Origin of the sequence: Nitrospirillum amazonense (assembly GCF_007828045.1) — a bacterium.
Lineage (GTDB): Bacteria > Pseudomonadota > Alphaproteobacteria > Azospirillales > Azospirillaceae > Nitrospirillum > Nitrospirillum amazonense_C.
The window spans coordinates 53,981-80,333 of sequence record NZ_VITN01000015.1; the positions used below are offsets into that span (position 1 = coordinate 53,981).

General features: G+C 68.0%; 22 protein-coding genes. 15 read left to right on the forward strand and 7 right to left on the reverse strand.

Annotated features, from left to right (window positions below; translation table 11 throughout):
- Positions 1-30 precede the first annotated feature (30 nt).
- Genes FBZ89_RS20820 through FBZ89_RS20835 form a run of 4 tightly spaced genes read left to right on the forward strand, consistent with a single transcriptional unit; the run spans position 31 to position 3,972 of the window.
- Positions 31-825: an SDR family NAD(P)-dependent oxidoreductase gene (locus FBZ89_RS20820; RefSeq protein WP_145751809.1), complete on the forward strand. Its 795-nt coding sequence runs from the start codon at positions 31-33 to the stop codon at positions 823-825.
- 29 nt (positions 826-854) lie between these two features.
- A complete protein-coding gene (gene metC / locus FBZ89_RS20825; protein ID WP_145751811.1) occupies positions 855-2,051 on the forward strand; it encodes a cystathionine beta-lyase in 1,197 nt (398 codons plus the stop codon).
- Positions 2,052-2,080: 29 nt separating this feature from the next.
- Positions 2,081-2,497, forward strand: coding sequence for a DUF3830 family protein (locus FBZ89_RS20830; protein ID WP_088874452.1), 417 nt, complete (start codon positions 2,081-2,083; stop codon positions 2,495-2,497).
- The gene (locus FBZ89_RS20835) at positions 2,494-3,972 is read left to right on the forward strand and encodes an aldehyde dehydrogenase family protein (RefSeq protein ID WP_186457481.1); all 1,479 of its coding nucleotides are present in this window, start codon (positions 2,494-2,496) and stop codon (positions 3,970-3,972) included. Before FBZ89_RS20830 ends, FBZ89_RS20835 begins: the two co-directional genes overlap by 4 nt.
- Before the next feature lie 31 nt (positions 3,973-4,003).
- On the opposite strand, the gene FBZ89_RS20840 is transcribed toward FBZ89_RS20835, so the two are convergent.
- A complete protein-coding gene (locus FBZ89_RS20840; RefSeq protein ID WP_211115297.1) occupies positions 4,004-4,606 on the reverse strand; it encodes an LOG family protein in 603 nt (200 codons plus the stop codon).
- A 291-nt stretch (positions 4,607-4,897) separates the two neighbouring features.
- On the opposite strand from FBZ89_RS20840, the gene FBZ89_RS20845 reads away from it, so the two are divergent.
- Positions 4,898-6,223: an aromatic ring-hydroxylating dioxygenase subunit alpha gene (locus FBZ89_RS20845; protein ID WP_145751816.1), complete on the forward strand. Its 1,326-nt coding sequence runs from the start codon at positions 4,898-4,900 to the stop codon at positions 6,221-6,223.
- The gene (locus FBZ89_RS20850; RefSeq protein ID WP_211115298.1) at positions 6,193-7,662 is read left to right on the forward strand and encodes a glutamine synthetase family protein; all 1,470 of its coding nucleotides are present in this window, start codon (positions 6,193-6,195) and stop codon (positions 7,660-7,662) included. The genes FBZ89_RS20845 and FBZ89_RS20850 overlap by 31 nt, the downstream gene beginning before the upstream one ends.
- 168 nt (positions 7,663-7,830) lie before the next feature.
- On the opposite strand, the gene FBZ89_RS20855 is transcribed toward FBZ89_RS20850, so the two are convergent.
- From FBZ89_RS20855 to FBZ89_RS20865, 3 genes are read right to left on the reverse strand one after another with little or no spacing between them, the layout of a single operon-like run.
- Positions 7,831-8,622, reverse strand: coding sequence for an SDR family NAD(P)-dependent oxidoreductase (locus FBZ89_RS20855; RefSeq protein ID WP_145751818.1), 792 nt, complete (start codon positions 8,620-8,622; stop codon positions 7,831-7,833).
- Complete coding sequence (locus FBZ89_RS20860) at positions 8,623-9,480, reverse strand: phytanoyl-CoA dioxygenase family protein (protein WP_145751819.1); 858 nt, start codon at positions 9,478-9,480, stop codon at positions 8,623-8,625.
- 2 nt (positions 9,481-9,482) lie between these two features.
- Positions 9,483-10,310, reverse strand: a complete 828-nt coding sequence (locus tag FBZ89_RS20865; protein WP_211115299.1) for a D-glutamate cyclase family protein — start codon at positions 10,308-10,310, stop codon at positions 9,483-9,485.
- A gap of 85 nt (positions 10,311-10,395) precedes the next feature.
- On the opposite strand from FBZ89_RS20865, the gene FBZ89_RS20870 reads away from it, so the two are divergent.
- Entirely contained in the window at positions 10,396-11,163 is a 768-nt protein-coding gene (locus tag FBZ89_RS20870; protein ID WP_186457482.1) for an SDR family NAD(P)-dependent oxidoreductase, read from the forward strand.
- A 2-nt stretch (positions 11,164-11,165) separates the two neighbouring features.
- Here FBZ89_RS20870 and FBZ89_RS20875 read toward each other — a convergent pair whose 3' ends face one another.
- The gene (locus tag FBZ89_RS20875) at positions 11,166-12,377 is read right to left on the reverse strand and encodes an MFS transporter (RefSeq protein WP_186457483.1); all 1,212 of its coding nucleotides are present in this window, start codon (positions 12,375-12,377) and stop codon (positions 11,166-11,168) included.
- A 222-nt stretch (positions 12,378-12,599) separates the two neighbouring features.
- On the opposite strand from FBZ89_RS20875, the gene FBZ89_RS20880 reads away from it, so the two are divergent.
- Positions 12,600-13,889: a lipase family protein gene (locus FBZ89_RS20880; RefSeq protein ID WP_145751825.1), complete on the forward strand. Its 1,290-nt coding sequence runs from the start codon at positions 12,600-12,602 to the stop codon at positions 13,887-13,889.
- Between the two features lie 172 nt (positions 13,890-14,061).
- On the opposite strand, the gene FBZ89_RS20885 is transcribed toward FBZ89_RS20880, so the two are convergent.
- Positions 14,062-16,401 carry a TonB-dependent receptor gene (locus tag FBZ89_RS20885; RefSeq protein ID WP_145751827.1) on the reverse strand — a complete coding sequence of 780 codons (2,340 nt, stop codon included), beginning with the start codon at positions 16,399-16,401 and terminating at the stop codon, positions 14,062-14,064.
- A gap of 46 nt (positions 16,402-16,447) precedes the next feature.
- On the opposite strand from FBZ89_RS20885, the gene FBZ89_RS20890 reads away from it, so the two are divergent.
- Entirely contained in the window at positions 16,448-18,259 is a 1,812-nt protein-coding gene (locus tag FBZ89_RS20890; RefSeq protein WP_246172396.1) for an amidohydrolase family protein, read from the forward strand.
- A 152-nt stretch (positions 18,260-18,411) separates the two neighbouring features.
- On the opposite strand, the gene FBZ89_RS20895 is transcribed toward FBZ89_RS20890, so the two are convergent.
- Positions 18,412-20,136 carry a chemotaxis protein gene (locus FBZ89_RS20895; protein ID WP_145751829.1) on the reverse strand — a complete coding sequence of 575 codons (1,725 nt, stop codon included), beginning with the start codon at positions 20,134-20,136 and terminating at the stop codon, positions 18,412-18,414.
- Between the two features lie 499 nt (positions 20,137-20,635).
- On the opposite strand from FBZ89_RS20895, the gene FBZ89_RS20900 reads away from it, so the two are divergent.
- From FBZ89_RS20900 to FBZ89_RS20925, 6 genes are read left to right on the forward strand one after another with little or no spacing between them, the layout of a single operon-like run.
- Positions 20,636-21,001, forward strand: coding sequence for an STAS domain-containing protein (locus FBZ89_RS20900; protein ID WP_246172398.1), 366 nt, complete (start codon positions 20,636-20,638; stop codon positions 20,999-21,001).
- Entirely contained in the window at positions 21,001-21,369 is a 369-nt protein-coding gene (locus FBZ89_RS20905) for a response regulator (protein ID WP_186457492.1), read from the forward strand. The genes FBZ89_RS20900 and FBZ89_RS20905 overlap by 1 nt, the downstream gene beginning before the upstream one ends.
- Complete coding sequence (locus tag FBZ89_RS20910; protein ID WP_145751833.1) at positions 21,366-23,516, forward strand: chemotaxis protein CheA; 2,151 nt, start codon at positions 21,366-21,368, stop codon at positions 23,514-23,516. The genes FBZ89_RS20905 and FBZ89_RS20910 overlap by 4 nt, the downstream gene beginning before the upstream one ends.
- 15 nt (positions 23,517-23,531) lie before the next feature.
- Complete coding sequence (locus tag FBZ89_RS20915) at positions 23,532-24,032, forward strand: chemotaxis protein CheW (RefSeq protein ID WP_145751835.1); 501 nt, start codon at positions 23,532-23,534, stop codon at positions 24,030-24,032.
- Between the two features lie 14 nt (positions 24,033-24,046).
- Positions 24,047-25,783 (forward strand): methyl-accepting chemotaxis protein, encoded by a 1,737-nt coding sequence (locus FBZ89_RS20920; RefSeq protein WP_145751837.1) that lies wholly within the window; start codon positions 24,047-24,049, stop codon positions 25,781-25,783.
- A gap of 15 nt (positions 25,784-25,798) precedes the next feature.
- A complete protein-coding gene (locus FBZ89_RS20925) occupies positions 25,799-26,341 on the forward strand; it encodes a chemotaxis protein CheW (protein WP_145751838.1) in 543 nt (180 codons plus the stop codon).
- Positions 26,342-26,353: the final 12 nt, after the last annotated feature.

A 26,353-nucleotide genomic window follows, 5' to 3' on the forward strand; every position in this document is an offset into this window, starting at 1 on the left:
CTATGGAACAAGGGAATTTTAGGTCGGACCATGGAACGGGTACTGGCGGGCGCACTAGCGGGCAAGGTCGCACTGGTGACGGGGGGAACGCGGGGGCTGGGCCTGATGCTGGCGCGCACCCTGGTGGATGCCGGCTGCGCCGTCGCCGTGATCGGCCGCGACCCGCAGGCGGGGGCGATGGCCTTCGATCATTTGCAGGCCCGCGGCGGCCCGGTCTGCGCGCTCAGCGCCGACGTCACCGACGAACAGGCGATGAAGGCCGCCGCCGCCGAGGCCGAAGCGCGCTTGGGCCCGCTGGACATCATCGTCTGCGCCGCAGGCGTCAGCTCGCCGCGCGCGCCCATCTGGAGCAATTCCGCCGACACCTACCGTCACTGCTTCGACACCAATGTGCTGGGGGTGCTGAACAGCCTGACGGCCACCCTGCCCGGCATGGTGGCGCGCGGCGGCGGCAAGGTCATCGTCATCGGCGGCACCTATGGCCACAAGGGGGTGGCCGGCTTTTCCGTCTACGCCTCCTCAAAATGGGCGCTGCGCGGGCTGGTGCGGTCCGCCGCGCTGGACGCCGCCCCGCATGGGGTCACGGTCAACATGATCTCGCCCGGCGGCGTGGACGGCGAACGGCTGCGCCGGCTGTTCCGCCAATCGGCGGCGGCCAATGGCGAGCCCGAGGACGCGCCGCTGAAGCGCTTCACCGCCGGCACGGCGCTGGGGCGGCTGGTCGGCGAGGATGACGTCGCCGCCGCCATGCTGCACCTGCTGGGCCCGGGCGGGCGGATGATGACGGGCCAGGACATCGTCGTCGATGCCGGTATGGTCGTTTAGGGCATGGTGATTTAAGGAGAGCTTGAGACATGAGCAATTTGACCGGCTTTCGGCGCGAAACGCAGATCCTGCACGCGGGCCGCGACCCGAAGGCCAATCACGGCGTCGTGAACCCGCCCGTCTATCATTGCTCCACCGTCCTGTTCGACAGCGTGGAAGCGCTGCTGGAAACCCGCAAGGACCGGGCGTCCGGCGCCTATGTCGGCTTCACCTATGGGCGCGAAGGGACGGAGACGACCCGCGCCTTGGAGGACGCCGTGACCCTGCTGGAGGGCGGTTACCGCGCCGTCACCACCTCCTGCGGGCTGGGCGCCATCTGCGCCTCGCTCACCGCCTTCCTGTCGGCCGGCGACCACCTGCTGATCGTCGACAGCCTGTACGGCCCGGCCCGCGCCTTCTGTGAGGATTTCCTGCGCAAGTTCGGCGTGGAGATCACCTACTACCGCCCCACCATCGGCGCCGGGATCGAAGCGCTGTTCCAGCCCAACACCAAGGTCGTCTATTTGGAATCCCCCGGCTCACTGACCTTCGAGATGACGGACGTGCCGGCGATCACCAAGCTGTGCCGGGCGCGGGGCATCAAGACCATCATGGACAACACCTGGGCCTCGCCCGTGTGCTTCCGTCCGCTGGAGCATGGCGTCGATGTGTCGGTCAACGCCGCCACCAAGTACATCTCCGGCCATTCCGACCTGATGCTGGGCATCGCCGTTTGCACGGAGGAGGCCTTCATCCCCGTGAAGAAGACGGCCTCGGGCTCCGGCTATTGCGGCGGGCCGGATGATGTCTACATGGCCCTGCGCGGCCTGCGCACCCTGGCGCTGCGCATGAAGCGGCACCAGGAATCGGCCCTGCGCGTGGCCCTGTGGCTGCAGCAGCGCGCGGAGGTGGCGCGGGTGATGTACCCGGCCCTGCCCGACGACCCCGGCCATGCCATCTGGAAGCGCGACTATGACGGTGCCTCCGGCCTGTTCGGCGTGGTGCTGAACGCCTGCACGGACACGCAGTTCGCCGCCATGCTGGACCATATGGACCTGTTCAAGCTGGGCTACAGCTGGGGCGGGTATGAAAGCCTGGTGGTGCCGACCTACCCGTCCGACCTCCGCTCCGCCGTGACGTGGGAGGCGCCGGGACCGTCCTTGCGCCTGCATGTCGGCCTGGAAGACCCCGAGGATCTGATCGCCGATCTGGAGCGGGGCTTCAATCGCCTGGCCGCCGCCCGCTGACCCAAGCCCCAAGCCCTAGGAAACGTCCCATGACCCTGATCGACATCACCGCCGGCGGCTTCCGCTTCGCCGCCCGGCTGGAGGAAGAGCTGGCACCCGTCACCTGCGCCCGCTTCCTGGCCATGCAGCCCTATGACGAGAAGCTGATCCACGTGCGGTGGAGCGGCGAGGGCTGCTGGATCCCCATGGGCGATACGCCCTATGACCTGCCGTGGGAGAACGCCACCCGCCATCCCGCCCCGGGGCAGTTCATCTTCTATCCCGGCGGCTACAGCGAAACCGAGATCCTGCTGGCCTACGGCGGCGTCGCCTTCGCCAGCAAGCTGGGCCCCCTGGCGGGCAACCACTTCCTGACCATCGTCGAGGGCCAGCAGCAGTTGCCGGCCCTGGGCCGCAAGGTCCTGTGGGAGGGCGCGCAAGCCATCAGCTTCCGGCCCCGCGCATGAGCGCCCCCTCCCCCGCGCACCCTTTCCTGGATGGCCAGCCCAAGGCCCTGTTCATCGGCGGCCGCTGGCAGGCGACGGACGCAGTCTTCGAGACGCGCAACCCCGCCAACGGCCAGGTGCTGGCCACCGTCGCGCGCGGCACGGCACGGGAGATCGACGCCGCCGTCACCGCCGCCCGCACGGCGTTCGAGGATGGCGCCTGGCCCCGCTTCTCCCCCGCCGACCGGCAGCGCCTGCTGCTGCGCCTGGCGGACCTGCTGGAGCGGGACGCGGAGGATTTCGCCCGCATCGACACCTTGGAAATGGGGTCGCCCATCCGGCACACGCGCGGCAGCGTGGCCCTGCTGGTCGATCTGCTGCGCTATTACGCCGGCATGGCGCGGGGGATCGAGGGGCTGACGGCCCAGCCGTCCGACCCCGACATGTTCGCCTGCACCCTGCGGGAGCCGGTGGGCGTCTGCGGCGCCATCATCCCCTGGAACGGGCCGCTGTGGGCCTCCGTCCTCAAGCTGGGCCCCGTGCTGGCCACCGGCTGCACCCTGGTGTTGAAGCCGGCGGAGGACGCCTCGCTGGCACCGCTGATGCTGGCGCGTCTGGCGGAGGAGGCCGGCGTGCCGCCCGGCGTCTTCAACGTCGTCACCGGTTTCGGGGCTGAGGCGGGCGCCGCCCTGGCGGCCCATCCGGCCATCGACAAGCTGGCCTTCACCGGGTCCGACACCACCGGCCGCGCCATCGCGGCCGCCGCCGGTGCCAATCTGAAAAAGCTGTCGCTGGAGCTGGGCGGCAAGTCGCCCAACATCGTCTTCGCCGACGCCGACCTGGACGCCGCCGCCCGCACCGCCGTCATCGCCGCCTTCGCCAACTCCGGCCAGGTGTGCAGCGCCGGCACCCGCCTGTTCGTCGAGCAATCCGTGCACCGGGAGTTCGCGGAACGGGTGGCGCGGATAGCCGGAACCTTGCGCATCGGTGACGGCATGGATCCGGACACGGACCTGGGCCCCCTGGTCAGCGCCCGCCAGCTGGCCCGCGTCTGCGGGCACATGGATGACGCCCGGGCCGCCGGCGCCACGGCCATCAGCGGCGGCGCCCGCCTGGACGGCGCCGGCTACGGCCAGGGTTTCTTCTTCCCGCCCACCGTGCTGGTGGACGCGCGCGACGACATGCGCGCGGTGCGGGAGGAGATTTTCGGCCCCATCCTGGCCACCCTGCCCTTCACCACCGAGGATGAGGTCGTCACCCGCGCCAACGCCACCCCCTTCGGCCTGGGTGCCGGGGTGTGGACGCGCGACGTGGGCCGGGCCCATCGCCTGGGCCGGCGCCTGCGCGCCGGATCGGTCTGGGTCAATTGCTACAACGCCATCGACCCGGCCATGCCGTCCGGCGGCATGAAGGCCAGCGGCTATGGCCGCGAATACGGCCGTGCCCACCTGGATGAGCATTTGGAGACGAAAAGTCTGTGGATCAGCTCTCGCTGATCCCCTCAGGCGCCGGGGCCCCGGTCGGGGCCTATAGCCATTTGGCCACGGTGGGTTTCCGGAACACTTGCAACTGGTCGATCAGGCCGTCGGCGTCCGGGGCCAGGGCGATGCCGGCGCGATGCTCGGGCGGCAGGAAGCGCTGGGCGATCATGGTGTCGATGAAGGCCATGAAGGCGTCGAAATAACCGCCGACGTTCAGCAGGCCCACCGGCTTGTCGATGTCGCCCAGCTGGTTCAGGGTCCAGGCCTCCATGAACTCCTCGGTGGTGCCGATGCCGCCCGGCAGGGCGATACAGGCGTCAGCCAGGGCCAGCATCCGCTCTTTGCGCGCCCGCATGCCGTCCACGATCTCATGCAGGCTGAGCGTGGGGTGCAGATGGTCCTTTTCGAACAGGCGGCGGGTGATGACACCGTGGACGTGCCCGCCCTCCGCCAGGGCGGCATCGGCCAGGATGCCCATCAGGCCCTTATGCGTGCCGCCATAGACGATGCCGATGCCCCGGCGCGCCAGCGTGGCGCCCAACTGGGCGGCGGCGTCCTTGAACACGTCGCCCAGGCCGGTGTTCGATCCACAGAAAATCGCAATATTCTTCAACGTCCGCGTGGCGGCGGCAGGCGTTTCCACACTCATGTCGTAAGGCATCCCTAATGGAGCGAGCAGTCAAAGCATAGGTCATGGCCGGGACCTATACAACGCGACGGCGGGTTTGTTTCGGCACCGCCCTGCCGCCGTTTGGGCAACGGGGGTCGTGCGGCACCGGGTGCATACTATGGAAAAACACGCGGGCGCACGACAATCCCGCGAATTACTGGCACGGGTCCCGCTTCCAACCAAACAAGCAACCAGCCGCGCGTGGGGCATGAACCCGCGCGCGGCACCGCATAGGGCCGCCTGGCACCAAGGAAAAACAGGAGCAACCGCATGACTCCCGAACAGAACGCGCTGATCACCCGATCGGGCCCCGACACGTCGCTGGGTAAACTGCTGCGCCGCTATTGGCAGCCCATCGCCCTGGTGGAGGAACTGGAGGGCGCGCGTCCCGCCAAGGCGGTGCGCGTGCTGGGCCAGGACATGGTGCTGTTCCGCGATGAGGCCGGGCGCCTGGGCCTGCTGGATCGCGACTGCCCCCACCGCAACGCCGACCTGGCCTTCGGCCGGCTGGAGGGCGGCGGCCTGCGCTGCCTGTTCCATGGCTGGCTGTTCGACGTGAACGGCAATTGCATCGAAACCCCGGGTGAGCCGGCGGGCAGCAAGCTGTGCACCCGCATCCACCAGCGTGCCTATCCGGTGGTGGAGAAGAGCGGCATGGTCTTCGGCTATCTGGGCGACGGTGACGCGCCGGCCTTTCCCGACCTGGACTGCTTCATCGCCCCGGACAGCCACGTCTTCGCCTTCAAGGGCTATCTGGACTGCAACTGGCTGCAGGCGCTGGAGGTGGGCATCGACCCCGCGCACGCCAGCTTCCTGCACCGCTTCTTCGAGGATGAGGACGCGGCCGGCAGCTATGGCCGCCAGTTCCGAGCCCAGTCCGCCGACAGCGACATGACCATGACCCAGGTGCTGCGGGAGTATGAGAACCCCGACATCAGCGTGGAGAAGACGGACATCGGCCTGCGCCTGACCTCGCTGCGCGCGCTGAACACCGGCGACACCCATGTGCGCGTCACCAACCTGCTGTTTCCCCAGGCCTTCGTCATCCCCCTGTCGGAGACGATGACCATCACCCAGTGGCATGTGCCCATCGACGATGTCAGCTGCTATTGGTACGCCGCCTTCACCGGCTTCGCCGAGCCCGTGAACAAGGAAGAGATGCGCCGCCAGCGCCTGCAGCTCTACACCCTGCCCGACTACAAGCCGCGCCTGGGCCGCCACAACGACTACGGCTATGACGTGGTGGAACAGCGCAGCCGCACCTACACCGGCATGGGCGAGGACATCAACGTCCACGACCAGTGGGCCGTGGAAAGCCAGGGCCGCATCCAGGATCGCACGCGCGAGCACCTGGGCACGACCGACAAGGCCATCGTCGCCTACCGCATGATGCTGATGAGCCAGATACGCAAGTCCGATCAGGGTGAAACGCCCCTGCTGGTGTTGGACGCGGCCGCCGCGGCCGGCGTCACCGGCCCCGCCACCGTGGACGGTGTGGCCAAAGCGGGCGAGGACATCCAGGCCTATTGGCAGCGCACCGACGCCCGCCGCCGGGCGCAGGCGTCGTGGACCGCGCCCGTGAAGGCCAGCGCCTGATGCCGGCCTTCATCGAACGCCACGGCCTGTGGACGGACGAGCAGCGGCGGCAGGCGGATGAGGTGCTGGCCCGCCTCAAGGGCGAGAACGTGCGGCAGGTGCGTCTGTCCTTCCCCGACATGCACGGCCTGCTGCGCGGCAAGACGCTGCTGCCCGGGGCCATGCCCGGGGCCCTGCGCGACGGTTGCGCCATCACCTCCACCCTGTTGCTGAAGGACACCGCCCACCGCACGGTGGTGCCGGTGTTCACCGCCGGAGCCGGCATCGGCAATGCCGACCTGCAGGGCGGCGGCGACGTGGTCATGGTGCCCGACCCCGCCACCTTCCGGCACCTGCCCTGGGCACCGGGCACCGCCTGGATGATGTGCGACCTCTACCACGCCGACGGCAGGCCGGTAGCCCTGTCCACCCGGCGGATCGCGCAGGCGGCGGCGGCGCGGCTGGCCGATCTCGGCTTCGACTATGTCAGCGGGCTGGAGGTGGAATTCCATCTGACCCGGCTGGTCGATCCCAAGCTGGCGCCGGCGGATTCCGGGCAGCCGGGCACGCCGCCGGAGGTCTCTCTACTGCACCAGGGCTACGCCTACCTGACCGAGCAGCGCTTCGACCAGATCGAGCCGGTGCTGGACATCCTGCGGCGCGACTGCTTGGCCCTGGGCCTGCCGCTGCATTCGCTGGAACTGGAGTTCGGGCCCAGCCAGTGCGAGTTCGTGTTCAGCCCCGGCAGCGGCATCCAGCCGGCCGACGACATGATCCTGTTCCGCAACGCGGTTAAGCAGATCACCCGGCGCCACGGCTACCACGCCAGCTTCATGTGCCGGCCGCAGCTGCCCAACGCCATGTCCAGCGGCTGGCACCTGCACCAGTCCCTGCGCGACCGCGGGACCGGCGCCAACGCCTTCGCGGCAGAGGATGACGCGCCCGGGCTGTCCCGCATCGGCCGGCTGTTCCTGGCCGGCCTGCTGCGTGGTGCCGCGGCGGCCACGCCGTTCAGCACCCCCACCATCAACGGCTACAAGCGCTACCGCGCCAACAGCCTGGCGCCCGACCGGGTGGCCTGGGGGGAGGACAACCGGGGCGCCCTGCTGCGCGTGCTGGCGCGTGGCGAACCGGGGGCCACCCGCATCGAGAACCGCATCGGCGAGCCGGCGGCCAACCCCTATCTCTACCTGTCCTCCCAGATGCTGACCGGCCTGGCCGGCATCGAGGCCGGGGAGGAACCGCCCCCCGCCGTCGACAGCCCCTATATGGCCGAGGCCGAGGCCCTGCCCACCAGCCTGGAATCCGCCCTGGTGTTGCTGGACCGCAGCGACATCCTGCGCCGCGGCTTTGGCAACGGTTTCGTCGATCACTTCCTCATGATCAAGCGCGCCGAAGTCGCCCGCTACAACAGCACGGTGACCGACTGGGAACATCGCGAATATTTTGATTTGTACTGAAATCCCGCCATCCCAACAAGAAACGCCCCGGCCGGCTGATCGGGGCGTTTTTCTTTGCTGGCGCCGCACTTTTCCTGGGATGCGACTGCATCCGCCGAAGCGAGTACCGAAGGGCGGAGCGAGGAAGCCAGGGCGGCGGATGCCGCCGCCCGGCGCCTGAGGGCGAAACTAAAGCGTCGCCCCGCCGTCGATGACCATTTCCTGGCCCGTGATGTTCCGACCACCGGGCCCCACCAGGTACAGGACCATGGCGACGATGTCCGACGGTTCGCTCGGACGGCCAAGCGGGATCCCCATGTTGGCAACGTAGCGGGTCAGCGCCTCATCCTCGCTGACGCCGTCCTGTTCCGCCCGGGCGCGCCAGGCGGCCTTCATGCGGGGCACGGCCACGGGGCCGGGGGCGATGTAGTTCACGGTGACGCCATCGGGCCCCGCCTCCAGCGCGGCGCTGCGCGACAGGCCGCGCAGGCCCCATTTGGAGGCGCTGTAGCTGGACCGGCCGGCGCGGCCGCGCATGCCGTGGTTGCCGCCGATGTTGACGACGCGCCCGCCCTTGGCCGCCCGCATGACGGGCAGCAGGCGCGACAGCACGATGAAGGGCGCGCGCAGGTTGGTGGCCATGACGTTGTCGAAATCCGCCACGCTGAATTCGCCGATGGGCGGGGACAGCGGCCCGGTGGTACCGGCGGCGTTGATCACCACGTCCACCCGGCCGCCCGTCCATTCCAGGAAACGGGTCAGCGCCTGGTCCAGGGCCTCGGCGTCGCGCACGTCCACCGTCAGGACCAGGGCGTCGCCCCCCTGCCCGCGCAGCTGGCGGGCCAGTTCCTCCAGCGCTTCCGTCCGGCGGCCGGTGATGGCGACATCATAGCCGGCGGCGCCCAGCGCCAGGGCTATCTCGCTGCCGGTGCCCGCACTGGCGCCCGTGACCAGGGCCACGGGCCGTTCACGCGTGGCCACTTACATCGCCTCCGCGAAATAGCGGCGGTTGGATTCCGCCTGGATCTTGTAGATGGAGCTGCCGGCACGCGACGGGAACGGCAGCTTCACGTAGTTCTGCTCGAAGCGCACCTCGCTGGTCGGCGGGCCGGCGACGATGCGGCTGTCGTACTCCTCCCAATCCAGCTTGTAGAACAGGGGGAAGGCATCGGTGGCGGCGTATTCGTAGAACAGGATGCGGCGCGACCTGCCGGAGCGGTTGACACTGGAGCCGTGCAGGGTCATGGGGTGGTGGAAGCTGACGGTGCCCGGCGGGCCGGCCAGCAGGGCGGCCTTGTCCAGCGCGACCTGGCTGACATCCACGGCACCGGCGAAATAGCCTTCCTCGTCATGGTGGTCCAGCAGCGGCCCCTTATGGCTGCCGGGGATGACCTGCATGGCGCCGTTCTCGGCCGAGGCACCGTCCAGCATGATGGAGGCGACACAGGTGGACATGTTGGTGTGGGGGGCGAAGGCCCAGTCCTGATGCCATTCCAGTGCTGCGCCGCCGTTGGCCGCCTTCATGTTCATCTTGGTGTGGTTCAGGCGGATGTTGGGCCCGATCAGCCGGTTCAGCACGTCGATGATCTTGGGATGGCCGGCCAGGCGGGCATAGAAGGGATCGATGCGGTTGGGCTTCTTGATGCGCTGGATGGTGCGCTTGCCATTGGCGTCCTGGTCGAAATCGAACCAGGCGTCGTCGGCGATGCTGTCGGCCGCGCGCGCCTCGATCCGGGCGGTCAGCTCCAGCAGTTCATCCAGCACGGGGCCGGCCAGCAGGCCCGGCACGACGGCGTAGCCGTGGGTGTCGTAATGAGAGACGATTTCGTCGACGTTCATCCTCAATCTTCCTTCGGCAAAGGCAGGTCGGTAACGACCATGTGCGCCTTGTAGTGCGTGATGCAGAGCGGCAGGCGGGCGGCGCGGGCGGCGATCTGGCCGGTGGCGCCGCAAGCCCAGAAAACGGGAATCTCGTCGGGGTTGAGCCGGGTCAGGCCATGGCCGCCATAGCTCTGTTCCAAATCCTCAATACCCAGATCGCCGGGCAGGCCCAAGGATACCGGCGCGCCGTGGAAGGCGGGGTAGCGGGCCGACAGGATCGTGGCCTTGATGGCGTCGGCCGGGCGCAGGGCCCGCATGGACACCACCAGCTTGCCGGCGAAGGGGCCGACGGGCGTGGTGTCGCGGTCGGTCACATACATGGCCGAGACATTGCCCTCATCCAGATGACGCAGGCGCACGCCGTGACGCTGCAGCAGCGCCTCGAAGGAAAAGGAGCAGCCCAGGACGAAAGCCACCAGGTCATCGCGCCAGGCCGCGCTGGCATCGACCGGCGTGTCCACCAGTTCCCCATCGCGGAAAATCATATAGCCGCCGGTGTCCCGGGCGATGTCCATGTCCTGGGCCAGGGACGGGATGGTCCGTTCCCCCGGCGCGCTGCGGCCCAGCAGGGGCAACGCCTGGGCATTGGCGCGGCAGTAGGCCTCGAACGCGTCGGCATATTCCACCGGCACGGCCACCAGGTTGCCCTGCACCACGGTGCGTGCAATCAGGTTGGTGAACCCGGTGAAGCGGCGCTCCCGTATAGCCCGGCGCACGGACACCGGGTCGGCGGGATCGAACGCACCGGGCACGCCGGCCGTCGCATCAGGATGTGACATCAAGTTCATGGGGCCGATCATATCCAGCGCGGGTGTTGCCAGGAGTTGCTATTTTTTGCCCCGGCCGTTGCCGAAGCGGCCCTGGGTTTATGCGGTGGCCAGAGTATGGGTGGTGGAACACCATCACCATCGGGACAAGACCATGGCGCGCATCCTGATCATCGGCAGTTCGGCCGGCCTGGGGCGGACGATAGCGCAAGGATGCCGGGCCGACGGCGACTGGGTCGCCGTGGCGGACGGCGCCACCGACGCCACCGGCCCCTGGGACCTGTACATTCCCGTAAATCCGGCGGATCCGGAAGCCCCTGCGCGCGCCGTGGAAGCCATCCTGGCCGACCAGGAGGCGCTGGACGCCGTGGTGGTCGCCGCCTCGCTGGTGCAGGCGGCCCCGGTGGGGCAGTGGACGGCGGCGATGTGGGATGAGGCGGCGGCCGTGAACCTGCGCCTGCCCTTCCTGGCGGCGCAGGCGGCAGTGGATCTGCTGGGCGCCTCCTCCAATGCCAGCATCATCTTCATCTCGTCCACCGCCACGCTGCGCGGACAGCCGCTCACCCATGCCTATCAGGCGACCAAGGCGGGGCTGGCCGGGCTGGTCCGCAGCCTGGCGGCGGAGCTGGGCCCCAGGGGCATCCGGGTCAATGGGACCTTGGTCGGCTGGGTGGACACACCGCAGACCCGAGCCTTCTGGTCGGCACAGGAAGACGCCAACGTGGGGCACCAAGCGGTGGACGACCGCATTCCCCTGCGCCGCCATGGCCAGGCGGAGGAAGCGGCGGCCCTGGTCCGCTATCTTATCTCCCCCGCCGCGTCCTACATCACCGGGGCGATGATCCCGGTGGACGGCGGCGACACGGCGGTATGAGTTTAAGACGCTGAAACGGCCGGCGCCGACCGGCGCTGCGCGCCCACCACACCCGGCAACGCCACCAGCGCCACCACAAGGCCGGCCAAGGCGATGGCAACATAAACACCCCAGGCCGATGACGCGAAGTAGAGGGTCGGCGTCAGGAACGACGCCAGGGAGACGAATTGGTTGACGGTGCCGGCCATCGTGCCGCCCCCCAGCGCCTGGCCGGCGACCAGCGGCATGGCGGCCATGCACACGCCCGACAGGGCGCCGAACGTGAACAGCCAGCCCATCAGCCCCGCCACCGCCAGCACCAGCGGACTGCCGGGGAAGAACAGCAGGAACTGCGCCACCATGCCCACGCCCACCATGATGGTGAACAAGGTGCGGGGCGGAAAGTCGCGGGCCAGCAAGGTGCCGGTCACGGTGCCACCCAGCAGGACGGCCGCGATCTTCGCCACCGCGACGATGCTGGCGGACGCCGCCAGGGACACGCCGTGCACCTTGGCCAAGTACGTAGCGGCCACCAGACTGGTGCCATAAGAGATCATGCTGGGCAGGGCGGCGCTGACCGCCAGTTGCAGCACGTCCCGGCGCCGCAAGGCGGCGAACAGACGGCCGACCTGTTTGCGAACGGGCACGCCATCGGCCTTGCGCGGCGGCACCTGGGGCAGGAACACGGTGCCGACGCAACACAGCAGCATGAAGGCACCGTGCAGCGCCGGCGCCACCCGCCAATCGGCCGCGGTGGTGAACGGCGCCGCGACCAGCAAGCCCAGGGAGAAGCCGACGGGGGCGTAGGTGGACCACAGCGCCATGGCCCTGGTGCGGGTGGCGCCATCCAGGCCGCCCATCAGCATGGCAGCACCGCCGTTCAGCACCCCGACATAGCCGACGCCGGCCAGCAACACGCCGACGTCCAGCAGCCAGACATCCCGGGCCAGGAAAACCACGGCGTCGGCCAGCGCCAGCACCGGAGCCGCCAGCACCAGGGTTCGGCGCGGCCCGATGCGATCGACGACACCGCCGCCGACCATGGCCATGATGGCCGCCGGCAAGGAGAACAGGGCGATGGTCAGGCCGATGGCGGCGGCCGGGGCCTGCAGATCGGCGGTGATGCGGACCGTCAGCGGCGACAGGATGCCGACCAGCGACATGGCGCCCAGCCCGATGCCGTACACCACCAGGATGGCCAGCCATCCGCCCCGCTTCACCGCCGTCGCCATCATCGTGCCGCTCTCCCGTTTGGGTCCCCAGACACCTAACTGTGGGGGGGCGGCGACGCGCAAGCAAGCCGGGTACGGGATTAGCACCGGGCCGTTCACAAAAACCGCACCACGGCCGCGTTGTCGCCCGGGCAACGGCCCATGGTAGAAACGGACACGGGGGAAATGGAGGCGGGGCCCTAGGCTGTGGACCATCCATCACCACGACAAAAGATCGGACAGCGTATGGTCAGGATTTCCAAGCGCGCGCTTCTGTACTTTTCCCTGGCGCTGCTGTCGGGAACGGCCCTGGCGCGGGCCGCGACGAATGGCGCGCCCGACATCGAGGGCGACGGCGGCGTCTCTGCCTTTTACCGCTGGGACGCGGCGATCACGCAACCGGGCCTGCCCTTGCGGGAGGAGACGTTCCCGGCCACCCTGTCGCGGCCCAAGATGGCCGGGACGGCGCTGCGCATCCTCTACACCGCCACCAGCGGCGTCGGGCGCGGACTGGTGCCCGTGTCCGGCATCATCTACCTTCCCGCCGGCGCGCCGCCCCCGGGCGGCTGGCCCATCCTGGCCTGGGCCCACGGCACCACCGGTTTCGCCGATGTCTGCGCCCCCTCCTGGCGGGGCCAGCCGGCGCGGGACGTGGCCTATCTGCAGCGCTGGATGGAGGCCGGCTTCGCCGTCGTCGCCACCGACTATGAGGGGTTGGGGACCAAGGGCGTCCACCCCTACCTGCTGTGGAAGTCCGAGGGCCGGTCCATCCTGGACGCCGTGCGCGCCGCCCTGAAGGCCAAGCCGGGCGTGCTGCGCAACCAGGTGGTCATCGCCGGGCAGTCCCAGGGCTCCGGCGCCGCCCTGGGGGCCACCTATCTGGCACCCGACTATGCGCCGGACCTGCACGTCCTGGGCACCGTCGCCACCGGCCTGGTGGTCACCTTCGCCGGCCCCCACGGCGACGGCTATGTGAAGAAGCCGGAGCAGTACACCGACCCACGCCAGATGGACCCGGGCTTCGCCATGCTGCGCATCGGCGGCATCGACCGCGCCCTGCATCCGGAACTGGATCCCGCCGATTTCGTCACAGCCAAGGGCCGCCCCCTGCTGGATGCCGCGCGCACCTCCTGCCTGCACGACCTGTTCGCCCTGTCCAAGGAAAAGGGCCTCACGGGGGAGGAGGTCTTCGTCCCCGACCTGAAGCCGCTGGACGCGGACATGGAGCCCAACTTCGTCCTGCCGGTCGCGAAGATGACCGTGCCCGTCTTCGCCGGCACCGGCCTGGCCGACGGCATGGCCGGCACCGCCGGGCAGTACAACGCCGTCAAGGCCATGTGCGACGCCGGCACCGCGGTGCAATGGCATGTCTATCCCGGCCTCAGCCACAACGGCGCCGTCAACGGCTCCCTGGCTGACAGCCTGCCCTTTGTCCGGGCCCTGCTGAAGGGTGAAGCACCCAAGGGCAACTGTGCGGACATCACCCCGCCGGGGCCGGTGCAGGCGCCGACGCCGGGCATCCCCTTCAACAATTGAAGAGTTCACGGACAACAAGAAGGGCGGCGGCACCATCACGATGCCGCCGCCCCAGTTTCAAGCCTACGGGAAACCTCGGGGAAACACGGGATCAAACCAGCGGCGTGAGGACTCCCCCCCACGCCGCCGCAGGATGACGCCGCTGATCGACCATGATCAGCGGCGTCACGCATCAGTAGCGGTACTGCGCTGTCAGACCGATGGTGCGGGGGCGATAGCCCTGATCGTAGTACAGCGTGCCGCCGACGCCGTCGTGGTTGCGCGCCAGCACGTCGGTGGAATTGGTGACGTTGTCGACGAATAGCGACAGGTCCAGGCCCGAGAACCGCGCGCCGGCGCGCAGGGACAGATAGTTGGTGGCCCCCAGGGCATAGAGGCCGGCGTCATAGCCGTAGGTGCCCTGGATGTTCTGCTGGATGTTCTTGCTGGCGAAGCTGTAGTCGGCACGCAGATAGCCGACGACGTTCTCGTTGACCGGAATTTCCCCCTCGCCATAGACGTGGCCAGACCACAGCGGCCCACCGATGCGCTGGCCGGCCGCCTTCAGCAGCAGGTTGTTGCCGCCATAGATGTTCTCATCGTAGGTGATGTGGGTATAGCCCAGCTCCGTGCCGAAGGTCAGGCCGCGCATGGGCCGGATGGCGGCGGACAGCTCCGCGCCCTTGCCGGTGGCCTCACCCAGGTTGGAGATGTAGGAGAAGCTGCAGGTCGGCAGGCGGATGGACTGCTGGATGTTCTTCCACTTCAGCAGGTAACCGCTGGCGTCCAGGCTCACCATGCCGCCGAACAGCTTGTTCTTGCTGCCGCCCTCATAGGACCAGAGGTTGTCGGACTCATACCCGGTGGGGCTGGAGGTCAGGCCCAGGGTCTTGAGGTCCGCGGCGCAAAATTCGCTGGCGACCGCCGCCTGGGCGCCGCCGGGGCGGAAGCCTTCGGTGGCGGAGGCGTACAGCATGTGGTCCGTATCCAGCTGGTAAGACACGCCGACCTTGGGCGTCCAGGCGCCCTCGTTCTGCCCGACCGTTTTCACGGTGCGCACACCGGCATTGGTGGGGCCGTCCTTGGTGTCGGTGAAGCTGAACTCATCCAGGGTGTAGCGCACCGCCAGGGTGACCTTCAGGTCCTCCATCGGCTTGATGTCGACGGCGCCATAACCCGCGTACTGGCGGTCGTTGGCGGAAACCAGGTTCACGTAGCTGTAGCGGTTGTCGTACTGCTTGTAGCCGTTGACCAGCACGCCCGGAAAGCGGCCCGAGCCCGTGTAGTTGGTGAAGTACTGCCGGGTGCGCGAGTAATAGGCGCCCACCGTCCAGTCCACATACTTGTTGTCATAAGACTGCGCCCGCAGTTCCTGGGTCAGGTTGCGCTGGTTCAGCGTCAGGTAATCGGCCGTGTTGGACAGGGTCTTGTTGGAATAGGTGCCGAAGGGGTTGCCTGACCGCAGGAAGGAGAAATAGGTGCCATAATCCAGCGTCTGGTCCTGCTGACGCTCGAAATAGGAGGTGTTGGAGATGATGTCGATGTTGTCCCACCGGTACTTCACCGCCAGGGCCGGCATGGTGAAGCGGTCTCGGGTCGGTTCCAGGTTGGCGACACCGGTCTTGTAGTCGGCATCCCCGGTGTTGCCGTAGCCTTCCCAATAGTCGTTGCGGGCGTTGGACTTTTCCAACTGGTAATAAATGCTGGGCGTGATCGTCAGGTCCTCGATCGGCCGCCAGGAGGCGGCCAGGCGGGCCTCCCGCGTGTCGCTGAAGTTGACGTCCTTGTCGATGACGGTGTTGGTGCCCTGCTTCAGCTGGTCGATATAGCCGCCGCTGTGCTGGTACCAGGCGCTGGCGCGGATCGCCAGGGTGTCGGAAATCGGCCCGCCGACGGCGGAACCGGCCTCGTAGCTGGCGGCGCCGTTGTAGGTGGAGGCCACCTCCGCGCGGGAGTAGATCTCCAGCTTGTCGAAGCTGGGCTGGGGCGTGATGAAGCGGACGGCGCCGCCTTCCGCGCTGGCGCCGAACAAGGTGCCCTGCGGCCCGCGCAGCACCTCCACCCGCTCCAGGTCGAACACCTTGGGATAGGGGTTGCCGCCGTAGTAGCCGACGTTGCGGATCTGGATGGGCGTGTCGTCGATGTAGATGGCGGTGGTGGCCGAGCCCACGTCCGAGGCCAGGCCGCGGATATAGATGTTGCTGCCGTTGTTCGCCGTGACGCCCGACGCCGGCGCGAAGCGAAGGGCGGGCGTCACCCGGGCGATGTCGTCGATCTTGCGGATGCCCTCCTGGTCCATCTGGTCCTGGCTCAGGGACGCGACGGACAGCGGAACCTTGCTGATGCTTTCACCGCGGCGCTGCGCGGTCACGATGATCTCGGTGAGCCCGTCCGCATCCGACGCCGGCAGAGCCTGCGCCCAGGCCGCCGTGGCGCCAACGACAAGGCCGGCCGGGGCAGCTGACAGAACAAGAAAGGCCAGGCCGGCGCGACGGACCGGCAAGCGGCTGGTACGTGGATGACGTTCAGACATAAAGAGTCCCCCTTACCTGAAACATTAGTGCCCCCTGCTATTTATTATGTCGCCTGTGAGCCGCGTACCTTGTGGTACGGGACCTTGGATGCGACCGCGGTTATTTCGGCATCCGTCCACCAGGACCGTGATTTTCACCAGTTCCGGCATCGCCCGTTCGCTGTTGGTTGGCGCCGCATGTCCCGACAGCCACATCGTCCGGGGAAAACGCGGCCAAGGCCATTGCAAGAACGGAACAGTCCCGTTGCTAAATCCGTGCGACGGCATGCCGTTGCCGGGGGCGCACACCGGCGCTGCGGAACTGGCAACCGGGGGGGGGCCTGTTTCCGATACCCTCTTTTCCCCGCCGCCCTATCATGGTGGGCCGCAGCCGAAAACCGTCGGAGCAAGCATGTCGGATCAGACCACCCTGGTCGTGCGGGCCGGGCATCTTATCGCCTCTGCCGATCAGGCCCCCGTTGGCCCGCATGAGGTGATCATCGCGGACGGCAAGGTCGTGAGCATCCGAGCCGTGGACAGCGACCAGCTGACGCCCGATGAGACCCGCCTGCTGCTGATGCCGGCCCTGGCCAACGCCCATGACCATGGCCGCGGCCTCGGTCCCCTGGCCTTTGGCGCGGCTGACCAGCCCCTGGAGACATGGCTGCCCGACCTCGCCCGCCAGCCGCCGCTGGACTTCTATCAGTGCGCCGCCATCGCCTTTTCCCGCATGGCGGAATCCGGCATCGGCGCCGTCAATCACTGCCACAACACGCAAAGCAGCCAGACCTTGCTGGCCGAGGCGGAGGCGGTGTCGCGGGCGGCGCGGGACGTGGGCATCCGGGTGGCCTTCTGCTGGCCCTTCTTCGATGCCAATCCCTTCGTTTATGGAGACCTGGAGTGCCTGGCGGCACACATGGACGCGGCGGAATTCCAGGAGTTGAAGGGCCGGGAGGCCACCATGCGGGACTGCGCCACCAACCTGGCCCTGATGGACCAGGCACGGGCCTTCGAGCATGCGCTGTTCACCCTGCAATATCATCCCGTCGGGCCGCAATGGGTCCAGCCCGCCACGTTGGCGGCGATCGCCCGCGCGTCGATGGAGGATGGCCGGCGCGTGCATATGCACTTGTTGGAAACACGCCACCAGCGGGCCTGGGCGGACCATCGCTATCCGGACGGCATCCTCCGCCATTTCGATGCCATTGGCCTGCTTTCCCCGCGTCTGACGGTGGCACACGGCGTCTGGCTGCGCCCGGATGAATGCGCCCTGCTGGCTGACCGGGGGGTCACGGTGGTGGTCAACACCTCGTCCAACCTGCGCCTGCGGTCGGGCCTGCCGCCCATGGGCCTGTTGGCGCGAGCCGGTACGCCCCTCGCCTTCGGGCTGGATGGGATGAGCCTCGATGATGACGAGGATATGCTGCGGGAGATGCGCCTCGCTTATCATCTGGCGGGCGCGGCGGCGGGCGACGGTGAGGCGCTATCGCCGGCGGATGTGTTGAAGGGCGCCTGGGAAACGGGGCGCCATACCATCCTCGGCACCGATGGTGGCGGCCGCCTTGTGGAGGATGCCCCTGCCGATATCATGGGCGTCGATTACGCCACCATTGCCCACGATGCCATGACGTCCAGGTCCGACATCCTTTCCCTGTTGATGGGCCGCGCGCAAAAACGCCACGTTCGGCTACTTATTGTCGGGGGCCGTGCTGTTTTCAATCGGATGGACGTTTCGACGTCGCCTCAAGACGCATCCACTCCTTATCGCAACAGATCATTTTTCAATGACCAAGCCCTTACAGAAGTAAGGGTCAAAGAAATAGAAAACCGTCAATCATTAATGAGATTATATTACGGTATTAAAAAGATGCCCTACTAAGGGCGCTTGCGAACCGGGCCAGAATCGGAACAACCTATTGAGAATCCCAGGCACGGGTGGTGCTGGACGCCACCCTCCCACCTTCATCAGCGTCGGCGCCCCCGCGTGATGCGGCGGGCACCGTCCACGGAACGTGGCCCAGTCCTGAGCCGTCAGAAAAAGATGTCCTCCAAATCGTCCGCCGTGGCGGCCGGCCCGGGCATCGCCGCCGGCGCCTGGTTCTTGCCGGGGGCGAGCCGGTCCAGCACCTGGCGTTCGCGGGCCATGGTGTAGCTGCGGGCCATCAGGGCGATCAGCGGCTCGGCCCGCGCCGGAACGTCAGCCATGTGCGGGCCCGGAGCGAGGAGCGCCAGATCGGTCGCGGCCTGCCGCAGTACCTGACCCATTTCCCCATGCGCGGCGGCCCGGTCCACCGTTTCCTGCAGCAGGTCCACCACCGTCTCGCCATCCCGCTCCAGGGTTTGCAGGGCGGCGGCGAGGTTCTGGCCCGCGGTCCCCAAGCGGGCGATGGAACGCGTCATGATGTCGGCCATGGCTGCGGTGTCCGCAGCGTCGGTGTCCCGCGCCTGCCCTGACAGGCTGGCGGCGATGGCGGCGATTTGGTCCAATTCGCCCATCACGCCGTTGGCCTCCACGGCGATCTCGTTGGCGTAGAGGCGCAATTCCTGCGCGATGATCGACAGCGGCCGGCCAACGGTGCCAAGCCGCCCGCAGCGTAGACTGGTGTTCAGGCCCATGATGCGGATGTCCGCCTCCAAGGCTCGCATGGTGCCGATCTGGTTGGCCAGCCGCGTGGTTGCTTCCGACACCGACGCCGCCACGGCGTCAGCCTGGCGCCGCGCCGCGCCATAGCCCTGCAACAGGGCGTCGACCTCCGCGACCTCCCCTTCCAGTTCGCCCACGAAGGTGCCCTGCTGGCTGCCGGAGGCACCGAAGGCGTCATGCCCCAGGTTCAGGATGTCCCGGGCATCGCGCGCCAAGTCGCGCAGCGAGGTCAGTACCTGCCCGATCTCCTGCGCCAGTTCGTCCGCCGTGTCGTCCAACTGCGCCGCCTGCAGGCGACAGCAAAACCGGGCGGTCGTCGCCACGTCATCGGGGGCGCCGGCGCCATCGGGCTGGAATGGACCGGCCTGGGCCGCCATTTCCGCCACCAGGCCCAGGGCGTAATCGACATGTTCCATGCGCTGGCGCGTGATGTCCCCCACCTGCAGCGCCATGACCGCCAGGCCGATGCGCTTGGCGATGTCCTGGGAACGCTGGCCGACGGTGGCGGCGATGGCGCCCGCCCGCTCGCCACGATCGACCACCGTGCCGATGCTGTGGGCCAGCCGCTGGGGAACGGTGCGGATGGCGGTGGCCTGCCGCGCATCCAAGGCGGATTGGTCGGCGGCGGCCGCCTGCAGGTGCCGGCCCACCCCCGCCAGTTCGGCGGCGAACTGGTCCAGGCTGGCCTGCGCCAGTCCCAGCGTGCGCCGGATCTCGGTCGCGAAGTTCATGAACTCGGCGCTGGTGTCGCCGATGACCGCCGCGGCGATCTTGGCGTTGGTGGCCAGCATGCCGACGCCCTTGATCGATTTGTCCATACGCGCCAGCCTGCCGGCTATGGCGGCGACCAGCGCCGTCAGCGTGCGGAAGGACCCCGCCTCCCCGCCCGGAGTCAGGGCCGAAACGAAGCGCGCCACCTGCGACAGATCCTGGGTGGCCAGGCGCAGGCCGTCCCCCTTCATCTCGTCGGACAGCGTATCGAAGGTGCGGGTCAACGCCGTCAGGATGTCAGCCGAAGTTTCCAGCCGGCGGCCGATATCCAGGAAACGCGTGTCGGTCGATATGGACGCAGCCCTGATCGCCTTGGCCACGGTATCCAGATCCCTGCCCATGCATGTCCCCAATCAATTTTTTGGCGTGTTGACGGCCACTTTTCATCAAACAGGTAAATTGGTGGTTAATCCTGGAGCGGCCATTCACCCTCGTGGCGATACGGCAATATAATAAACCCGTGAACGTTGGGCCCAGCCGGGCCCGCCTCGCATCATACCGGAGGCGTCAACCTGAACATCAATGTGATTGAATGTGACTTCTAAGCGATGACTGTAATGGCGTCCCGTCTGTTTATTAATTCCATGTTTACATTGGATTTTATTTAAAATTTTCCCCATCAGATTGATATACATCAGTCAATCCGCCGTCCTGCATTTACACTTTGTCAACCAACTACCCATAAGGTGCGTCAAGCCATCAGGTTTGATTGGCACTCGCGTTGGGAAAGTTCTTTTAACGGCAAATCCTTCTCAATATTCAATAAATTCGCGGCCGGAAAATACCAGCCGCCAAAGGCGGACGCATGTTCCATTCCAAGTCAACTGAAGCGGGGTGCCCATGATGCCGAATGCCTCGAATGGTGATGTCGGGAAAATCGTTTTTGAGGGCGCCCGCACGCTACGGAACGCCGAAGAGACACATGCGGCCCTCATGAGTGCGATGAAGGCCCATGCCGTCCTGGAAATAGACTGCGGCGCGCTGGACGAGGTGGACCTCAGCTTTGTCCAGCTGCTGCTCGCCGCCCGGAAAAGCGCCAGGAATGCCCAGCGGATACTCAAGCTGGCGCAGCCGGTTTCCGGGGCGCTGCGCGACACGCTGCACCGGGGCGGCTTCCTCATGACTGCGGAACTGGCGGCCGGAATCCCTGCCCCCACCGACCAAACCACCGACAGCGATTTCTGGCTGCATACGGAGGCACGATGATGGCCAAGACCGTCCTGAGCGTTGATGATTCCTCCAGCGTGCGCCAAATGGTGAAGCTGACCCTGTCCGGCGCCGGATACGACGTCGTGCAGGCCAGCGACGGCGCCGAAGGGCTGGCCAAGGCCAAGGACACGGTGGTCGACCTGGTGGTCACCGACCTGAACATGCCGGTGATGAACGGGCTGGATCTCATTCGCGCGTTGCGCCAGCTGCCCGCTTATCGCGGCGTGCCGATCCTGTTCCTGACCACGGAATCCGATGCCGACATGAAGCAGGCGGCCAAGGCGGCGGGCGCCACCGGCTGGATCACCAAGCCCTTCCAGCAGGAACAGCTGGTCGCCGTCGTGCGCAAGGTCCTGGGCGCATGAGCACGCTGGACCCGGCCGCCGTCTTCCGCCAGGAAGCGCAGGAACTGCTGGAGCAGTTGGAGCAGGCGCTGCTCGACCTTGAGCATGCGCCGGACGACGACGACCTGATCAACAGCGCCTTCCGCGCCCTTCATACCGTGAAGGGGTCGGGGGCGATGTTCGGCTTCGACGCGGTGGCGGCCTTCACCCACCATGTGGAAACGGCGTTCGACCTGGTGCGCAAGGGCAAGGTGGCGCCCAGCCGCGCGCTGATCGCCGTGGGGCTGGCGGCCAAGGATCATATGCGGCGGCTGATCGAGGCGCCCGACCTGGCGGAAGCCGCGGACGGCGACGCCATCCTGCAGTCGCTGAAGCAGATCGTGGGCGGCCCGTCGGCATCCGCGGCGGCATCCACGGCGGCGGCTGAAACCACGCCGGAAAATGCGCCAGAGGCCGCGTCCCCGGAAGGCACATCTACCTGGCGGATCCGCTTCCGGCTGGCCCGGGACGCCATGGCGATGGGCACCAATCCCCTGCTGCTGCTGGACGAGTTGCGCGGGTTGGGCGTTGCCACGGTGGTGGCGCGGACCGAGGGCGTGCCGGCGTTGGAGGAGATGGCGGCAACGGAGTGCCACTTGGCCTGGGACGTCGTGCTGACCACCAGCCAGCCCCGCACGGCGATCGAGGAAGTCTTCATGTTCGTGATCGACGACATGGAGTTGTCGATCGACGCTCTCGGCATGGCCGGCGAAGGCCGCCGCATCGGCGAGATCCTGGTGGACCGGGGGGATGTGGCGCAACAGGCGGTGGATGCCGCCGTGGCCGCGCAGATGCCCCTGGGCACGCTGCTGGTCAAATCGGGCGAAGTCTCCCCCGACACCCTGGCGGCGGCGCTGGCCGAGCAACAGCATGTGCGTACCGGCCTGGGCGCCGGCGCGAGCCCCTCGGCTCTGCCGGGAAGCGGCCAGGGCGGGACCAAGGGCACCGCCAAGGGGGCGGACAGCATCCGGGTGCCGGCCGAGCGGCTGGACGAGTTGATGGACAGGGTGGGCGAACTGGTGATCGTGCAGTCCCGCCTGTCGCAGGTCGCGGCGTCCAGCAACGACGTGGAAGTGAAGGCGATCGCCGAGGAGATCGAGCGCCTGGCGCACGAGCTGCGGGACACGACCATGGGGGTCCGCACGGTGCCCATCGGGTCCCTGTTCGGGCGTTTCCGCCGGCTGGTCCACGACCTGGCCAACGAGCTGGGCAAGCGCATCGAACTGGTCACGGTGGGTGAGGAAACCGAACTCGACAAGACGGTCATCGAGCGCCTCAACGACCCGCTGATCCACCTGATCCGCAACGCCATCGACCATGGCCTGGAGGCGCCGGAGGGGCGCGCCGCGGCAGGCAAGCCGGCGGCGGGGCGCATCACCCTGACCGCCTGCCATGCCGGGGCCGAGGTCATGGTGTCCATCAGCGACGACGGCCGCGGCCTGGACCGCGCGCGCATCCAGTCCCGCGCCGAGGATCAGGGGCTGGTTCCGCCTGGTGCCAAGCTGTCCGACGCCGAACTGTTCCAGCTGATCTTCGAGCCCGGCTTCTCGACCGCGAAAGAGGTGACCAGCCTGTCCGGCCGCGGCGTGGGCATGGATGTGGTGAAGCGCGCCATCGAGGGCTTGCGCGGGAAGATCGATATCGCCAGCACACCCGGCGAGGGCACCCGGCTGACCCTGCGGCTGCCGCTGACGCTGGCCATCATCGACGGCCTGCTGGTGCGCGTCGGCACCGGGCGCTACGCCCTGCCCCTGTCGGCGGTGGAGGAGTGCGTGGAACTGTCGGCGGAGGAGGACGCGCGCTCGCGCGGGCGTAGCTTCCTGAACATCCGGGGCGACCTGGTGCCCTTCCTGCGCCTGCGCGAGCTTTTCCAGGTGACGGAGCCGCCGGACCGCTACCAGAAGGCGGTGATCGTCTCCTTCGGCGGGCGTCGCGTTGGCCTGGTGGTGGACCAGGTGATCGGCAATCACCAGACGGTGATCAAGTCGCTGTCCAAGCTGCACGCCGATGTCGAGACCTTCGCCGGCGCCACCATCCTGGGCGACGGCGCCGTGGCCCTGATCCTGGACATCGCCAACCTGGTCAAGCTGGGCATGGCCTACGAGAACCGCTTCAAAGCCGCAAGCTGACGGCAGGGGAATATCATGACAGCGTGGAAGAGCGGCGCGCCGCTGGAAGTCCTGACCCTGGGCCTGCAAGGCGAGGTTTTCGCCCTGGAGGCGGCGCAGGTGCGCGAGATCCTCGACCTCATTCCCGTCACCGGCGTGCCCAACAGCCAGCCCTTCGTCGGCGGGCTGATCAACGTGCGCGGCAAGGTGGTGCCGTTGGCGGACCTGCGCCTGAAGTTCGGGATGGATCTGCAGCCGCCGACCATCGACACCCGCATCGTCGTCACCGAGGTGATGATCGACGGGGACCCCGTGATCGTCGGCATTCGCGCCGACAAGGTGTACGAGATCACCCAGGTGGCGGCCTCCGCTCTGGAAGAGACGCCGCGCATCGGCATGCGCTGGCGGCCGGAATACATCCGCTGCATCGCCAAGCGCGGTGCCGAATTCATCGTCGTCCTGGACCTGGAACGCATCTTCTCCCGCGGTGACGCGCGGGACGACGCGGCCGGCCAAACCCAACGCTCCGCAGCCTGACGGGAGAACCTGACATGCGTGTTACCATCAAGCTGAAGCTGGCGTTGACCTTCGCCCTCATCATCATGCTCAGCACCGCCACGGCGGGGCTGGGCATCAGCAGCCTGGCCACCATCAACACCACCATGCGCGACATGGTCGCCGGCCCGGTGCAGAAGCTGCAATGGGCGGAAGAGGTACTGGTCAACCTGGTCCAGATGGTGCGGGCCGAGAAGAACATGCTGCTCTCGACCAATCCCGAGCAGATCGAGAAGTACGACCAGGAGATCACGCGCTACCGCCAGGACTTCGCCGACCTGGTCGGCAAGGTCCAGGCCATCATCAGCGCGGACGGCAAGCCGAAATGGCAGGCGCTGCAGGCGACCTGGCAGCAGTTCCTGGCCGCCGACGACAAGATGCGGGAACTGGTCAAGCGCGGCGAGCAGGCCAAGGCCGTGGAGGTATCGGTGGGCCCGGCGCGCCAGCTGGTGGGCGAAGCGCAGCGGCAACTGGCCGACATCATCGAACTCTACCGCACCCAGATGGCGCGCGCCGACGCCGACGCCGTCGCCCAATACGAAAGCGCGCGCCTGCTTCTGGTCGTCGCCGTGCTGGCGTCGCTGCTGGTCGCCGTAGCGGCCGGGACCTGGATCGCGCTGGGCATCAGCCGCGGCCTGAACCGGGCCGGTGCCTTGGCCCAGGCCGTGGCGGACGGTGACCTGACCCGCACGGTCGAGGTGACGTCGCGCGACGAGGTCGGCGACCTCATGCGTCACGTCAACACCATGGTCGAGAAGCTTCGGGATGTCGTGGGCGAGGCGACGTCGGCCTCGGACAACGTATCGTCGGGCAGCCAGGAGCTGTCGGCGACGGCGGAGGAGCTGTCGCAAGGGGCGACGGAGCAGGCGTCGGCGGCGGAAGAGGCGTCGGCGTCGATGGAGCAGATGGCGGCGAACATCAAGCAGAACGCGGACAACGCCAGCCAGACGGAAAAGATCGCGCGGCAGTCCGCGGCGGACGCGCAGACGAGCGGCGAGGCGGTGACGCGGGCGGTGCAGGCCATGCGGACCATCGCGGAGAAGATCACAATCGTGCAGGAGATCGCGCGCCAGACGGACCTGCTGGCCCTGAACGCGGCCGTGGAGGCGGCGCGGGCGGGCGAGCACGGCCGGGGCTTCGCCGTGGTGGCGTCGGAGGTGCGCAAGCTGGCGGAGCGCAGCCAGACGGCGGCGGCGGAGATCAGCACCATGTCGTCGCAGACGGTGCAGGCGGCGCAGGAGGCGGGCGAGATGCTGACGCGCCTGGTGCCGGACATCAAGAAGACGGCGGAGCTGGTGGCGGAGATCAGCGCCGCCTGCCGGGAGCAGGACATCGGCGGGGAACAGATCAACCAGGCGATCCAGCAGCTGGACAAGGTGACGCAGCAGAACGCCAGCGCGTCGGAACAGATGTCGGCGACGTCGGAGGAGCTGGCGGCGCAGTCGGAGCAGTTGCAGGCCAGCATCGCCTACTTCCGGGTGGATGGGGCGGCCTCCGCACCGGCCGCGCGCCGGCCGTCGCGGCCGGTGGTCAGCGCCGCCAAGCCGGCGCCCTCCCCAGCACGCCCAGCGAGCCTGCGGGCCGTGAATGGGCATGGGCACGGACATAACGGCCGCGTGGTCCCGGCAGCCATGCGCGTCGGGGCCGGCCGCAAGGCCGCCGCCGGCGGCTTCGCCCTGGACCTGAGCAACGGCGCCGGCGATGCCCGCGACGCCGAGTTCGAGAAGTACTGAGGTCGCGTGGCCATCATGAACAGCCTGACCCAAACCTCGCGGGACGCGCAGTTCGTCACGCTCGGCATCGAGCGCGAGATCTACGCCGTTCCGGTCGAAGCGGTGGTGGAAATCCTGGACATGCGGCCGGTGTTCCGCATCCCGGAAACCCCGCCCTACCTTGTCGGCCTGATCGACGTCCGGGGCCGGGGCGTGCCGGTGATCGACCTGCGGCTGAAGCTGGGCCTGTCGCCCGGCATCCCCTCGGAACACACCCGCATCCTGGTGCTGCATGTCCCGATCAACGGGCGGGACATCGCCCTGGGCCTGATCGCGGACCGGGTGTTCGAAGTCCTGCCGCTGGACCTGCGCCAACTGGAGGGGCCTCCGGACATCGGGGTGTCGTGGCGGTCCGACTATATCCGGGGCGTGGGCCGCCGCGGCGACGGCTTCGTCATCGTCTTCGACCTGACGACGCTGTTCACCGCCGAGGAGGCGTCGGTCATCGGGCGCAAGGCCCCGCCGGACCTGGCGGCCAGCGCCGCCGCCCCGCCGCTGCCGGCGGCCGCCACCCTTTAAGACAATTCGACG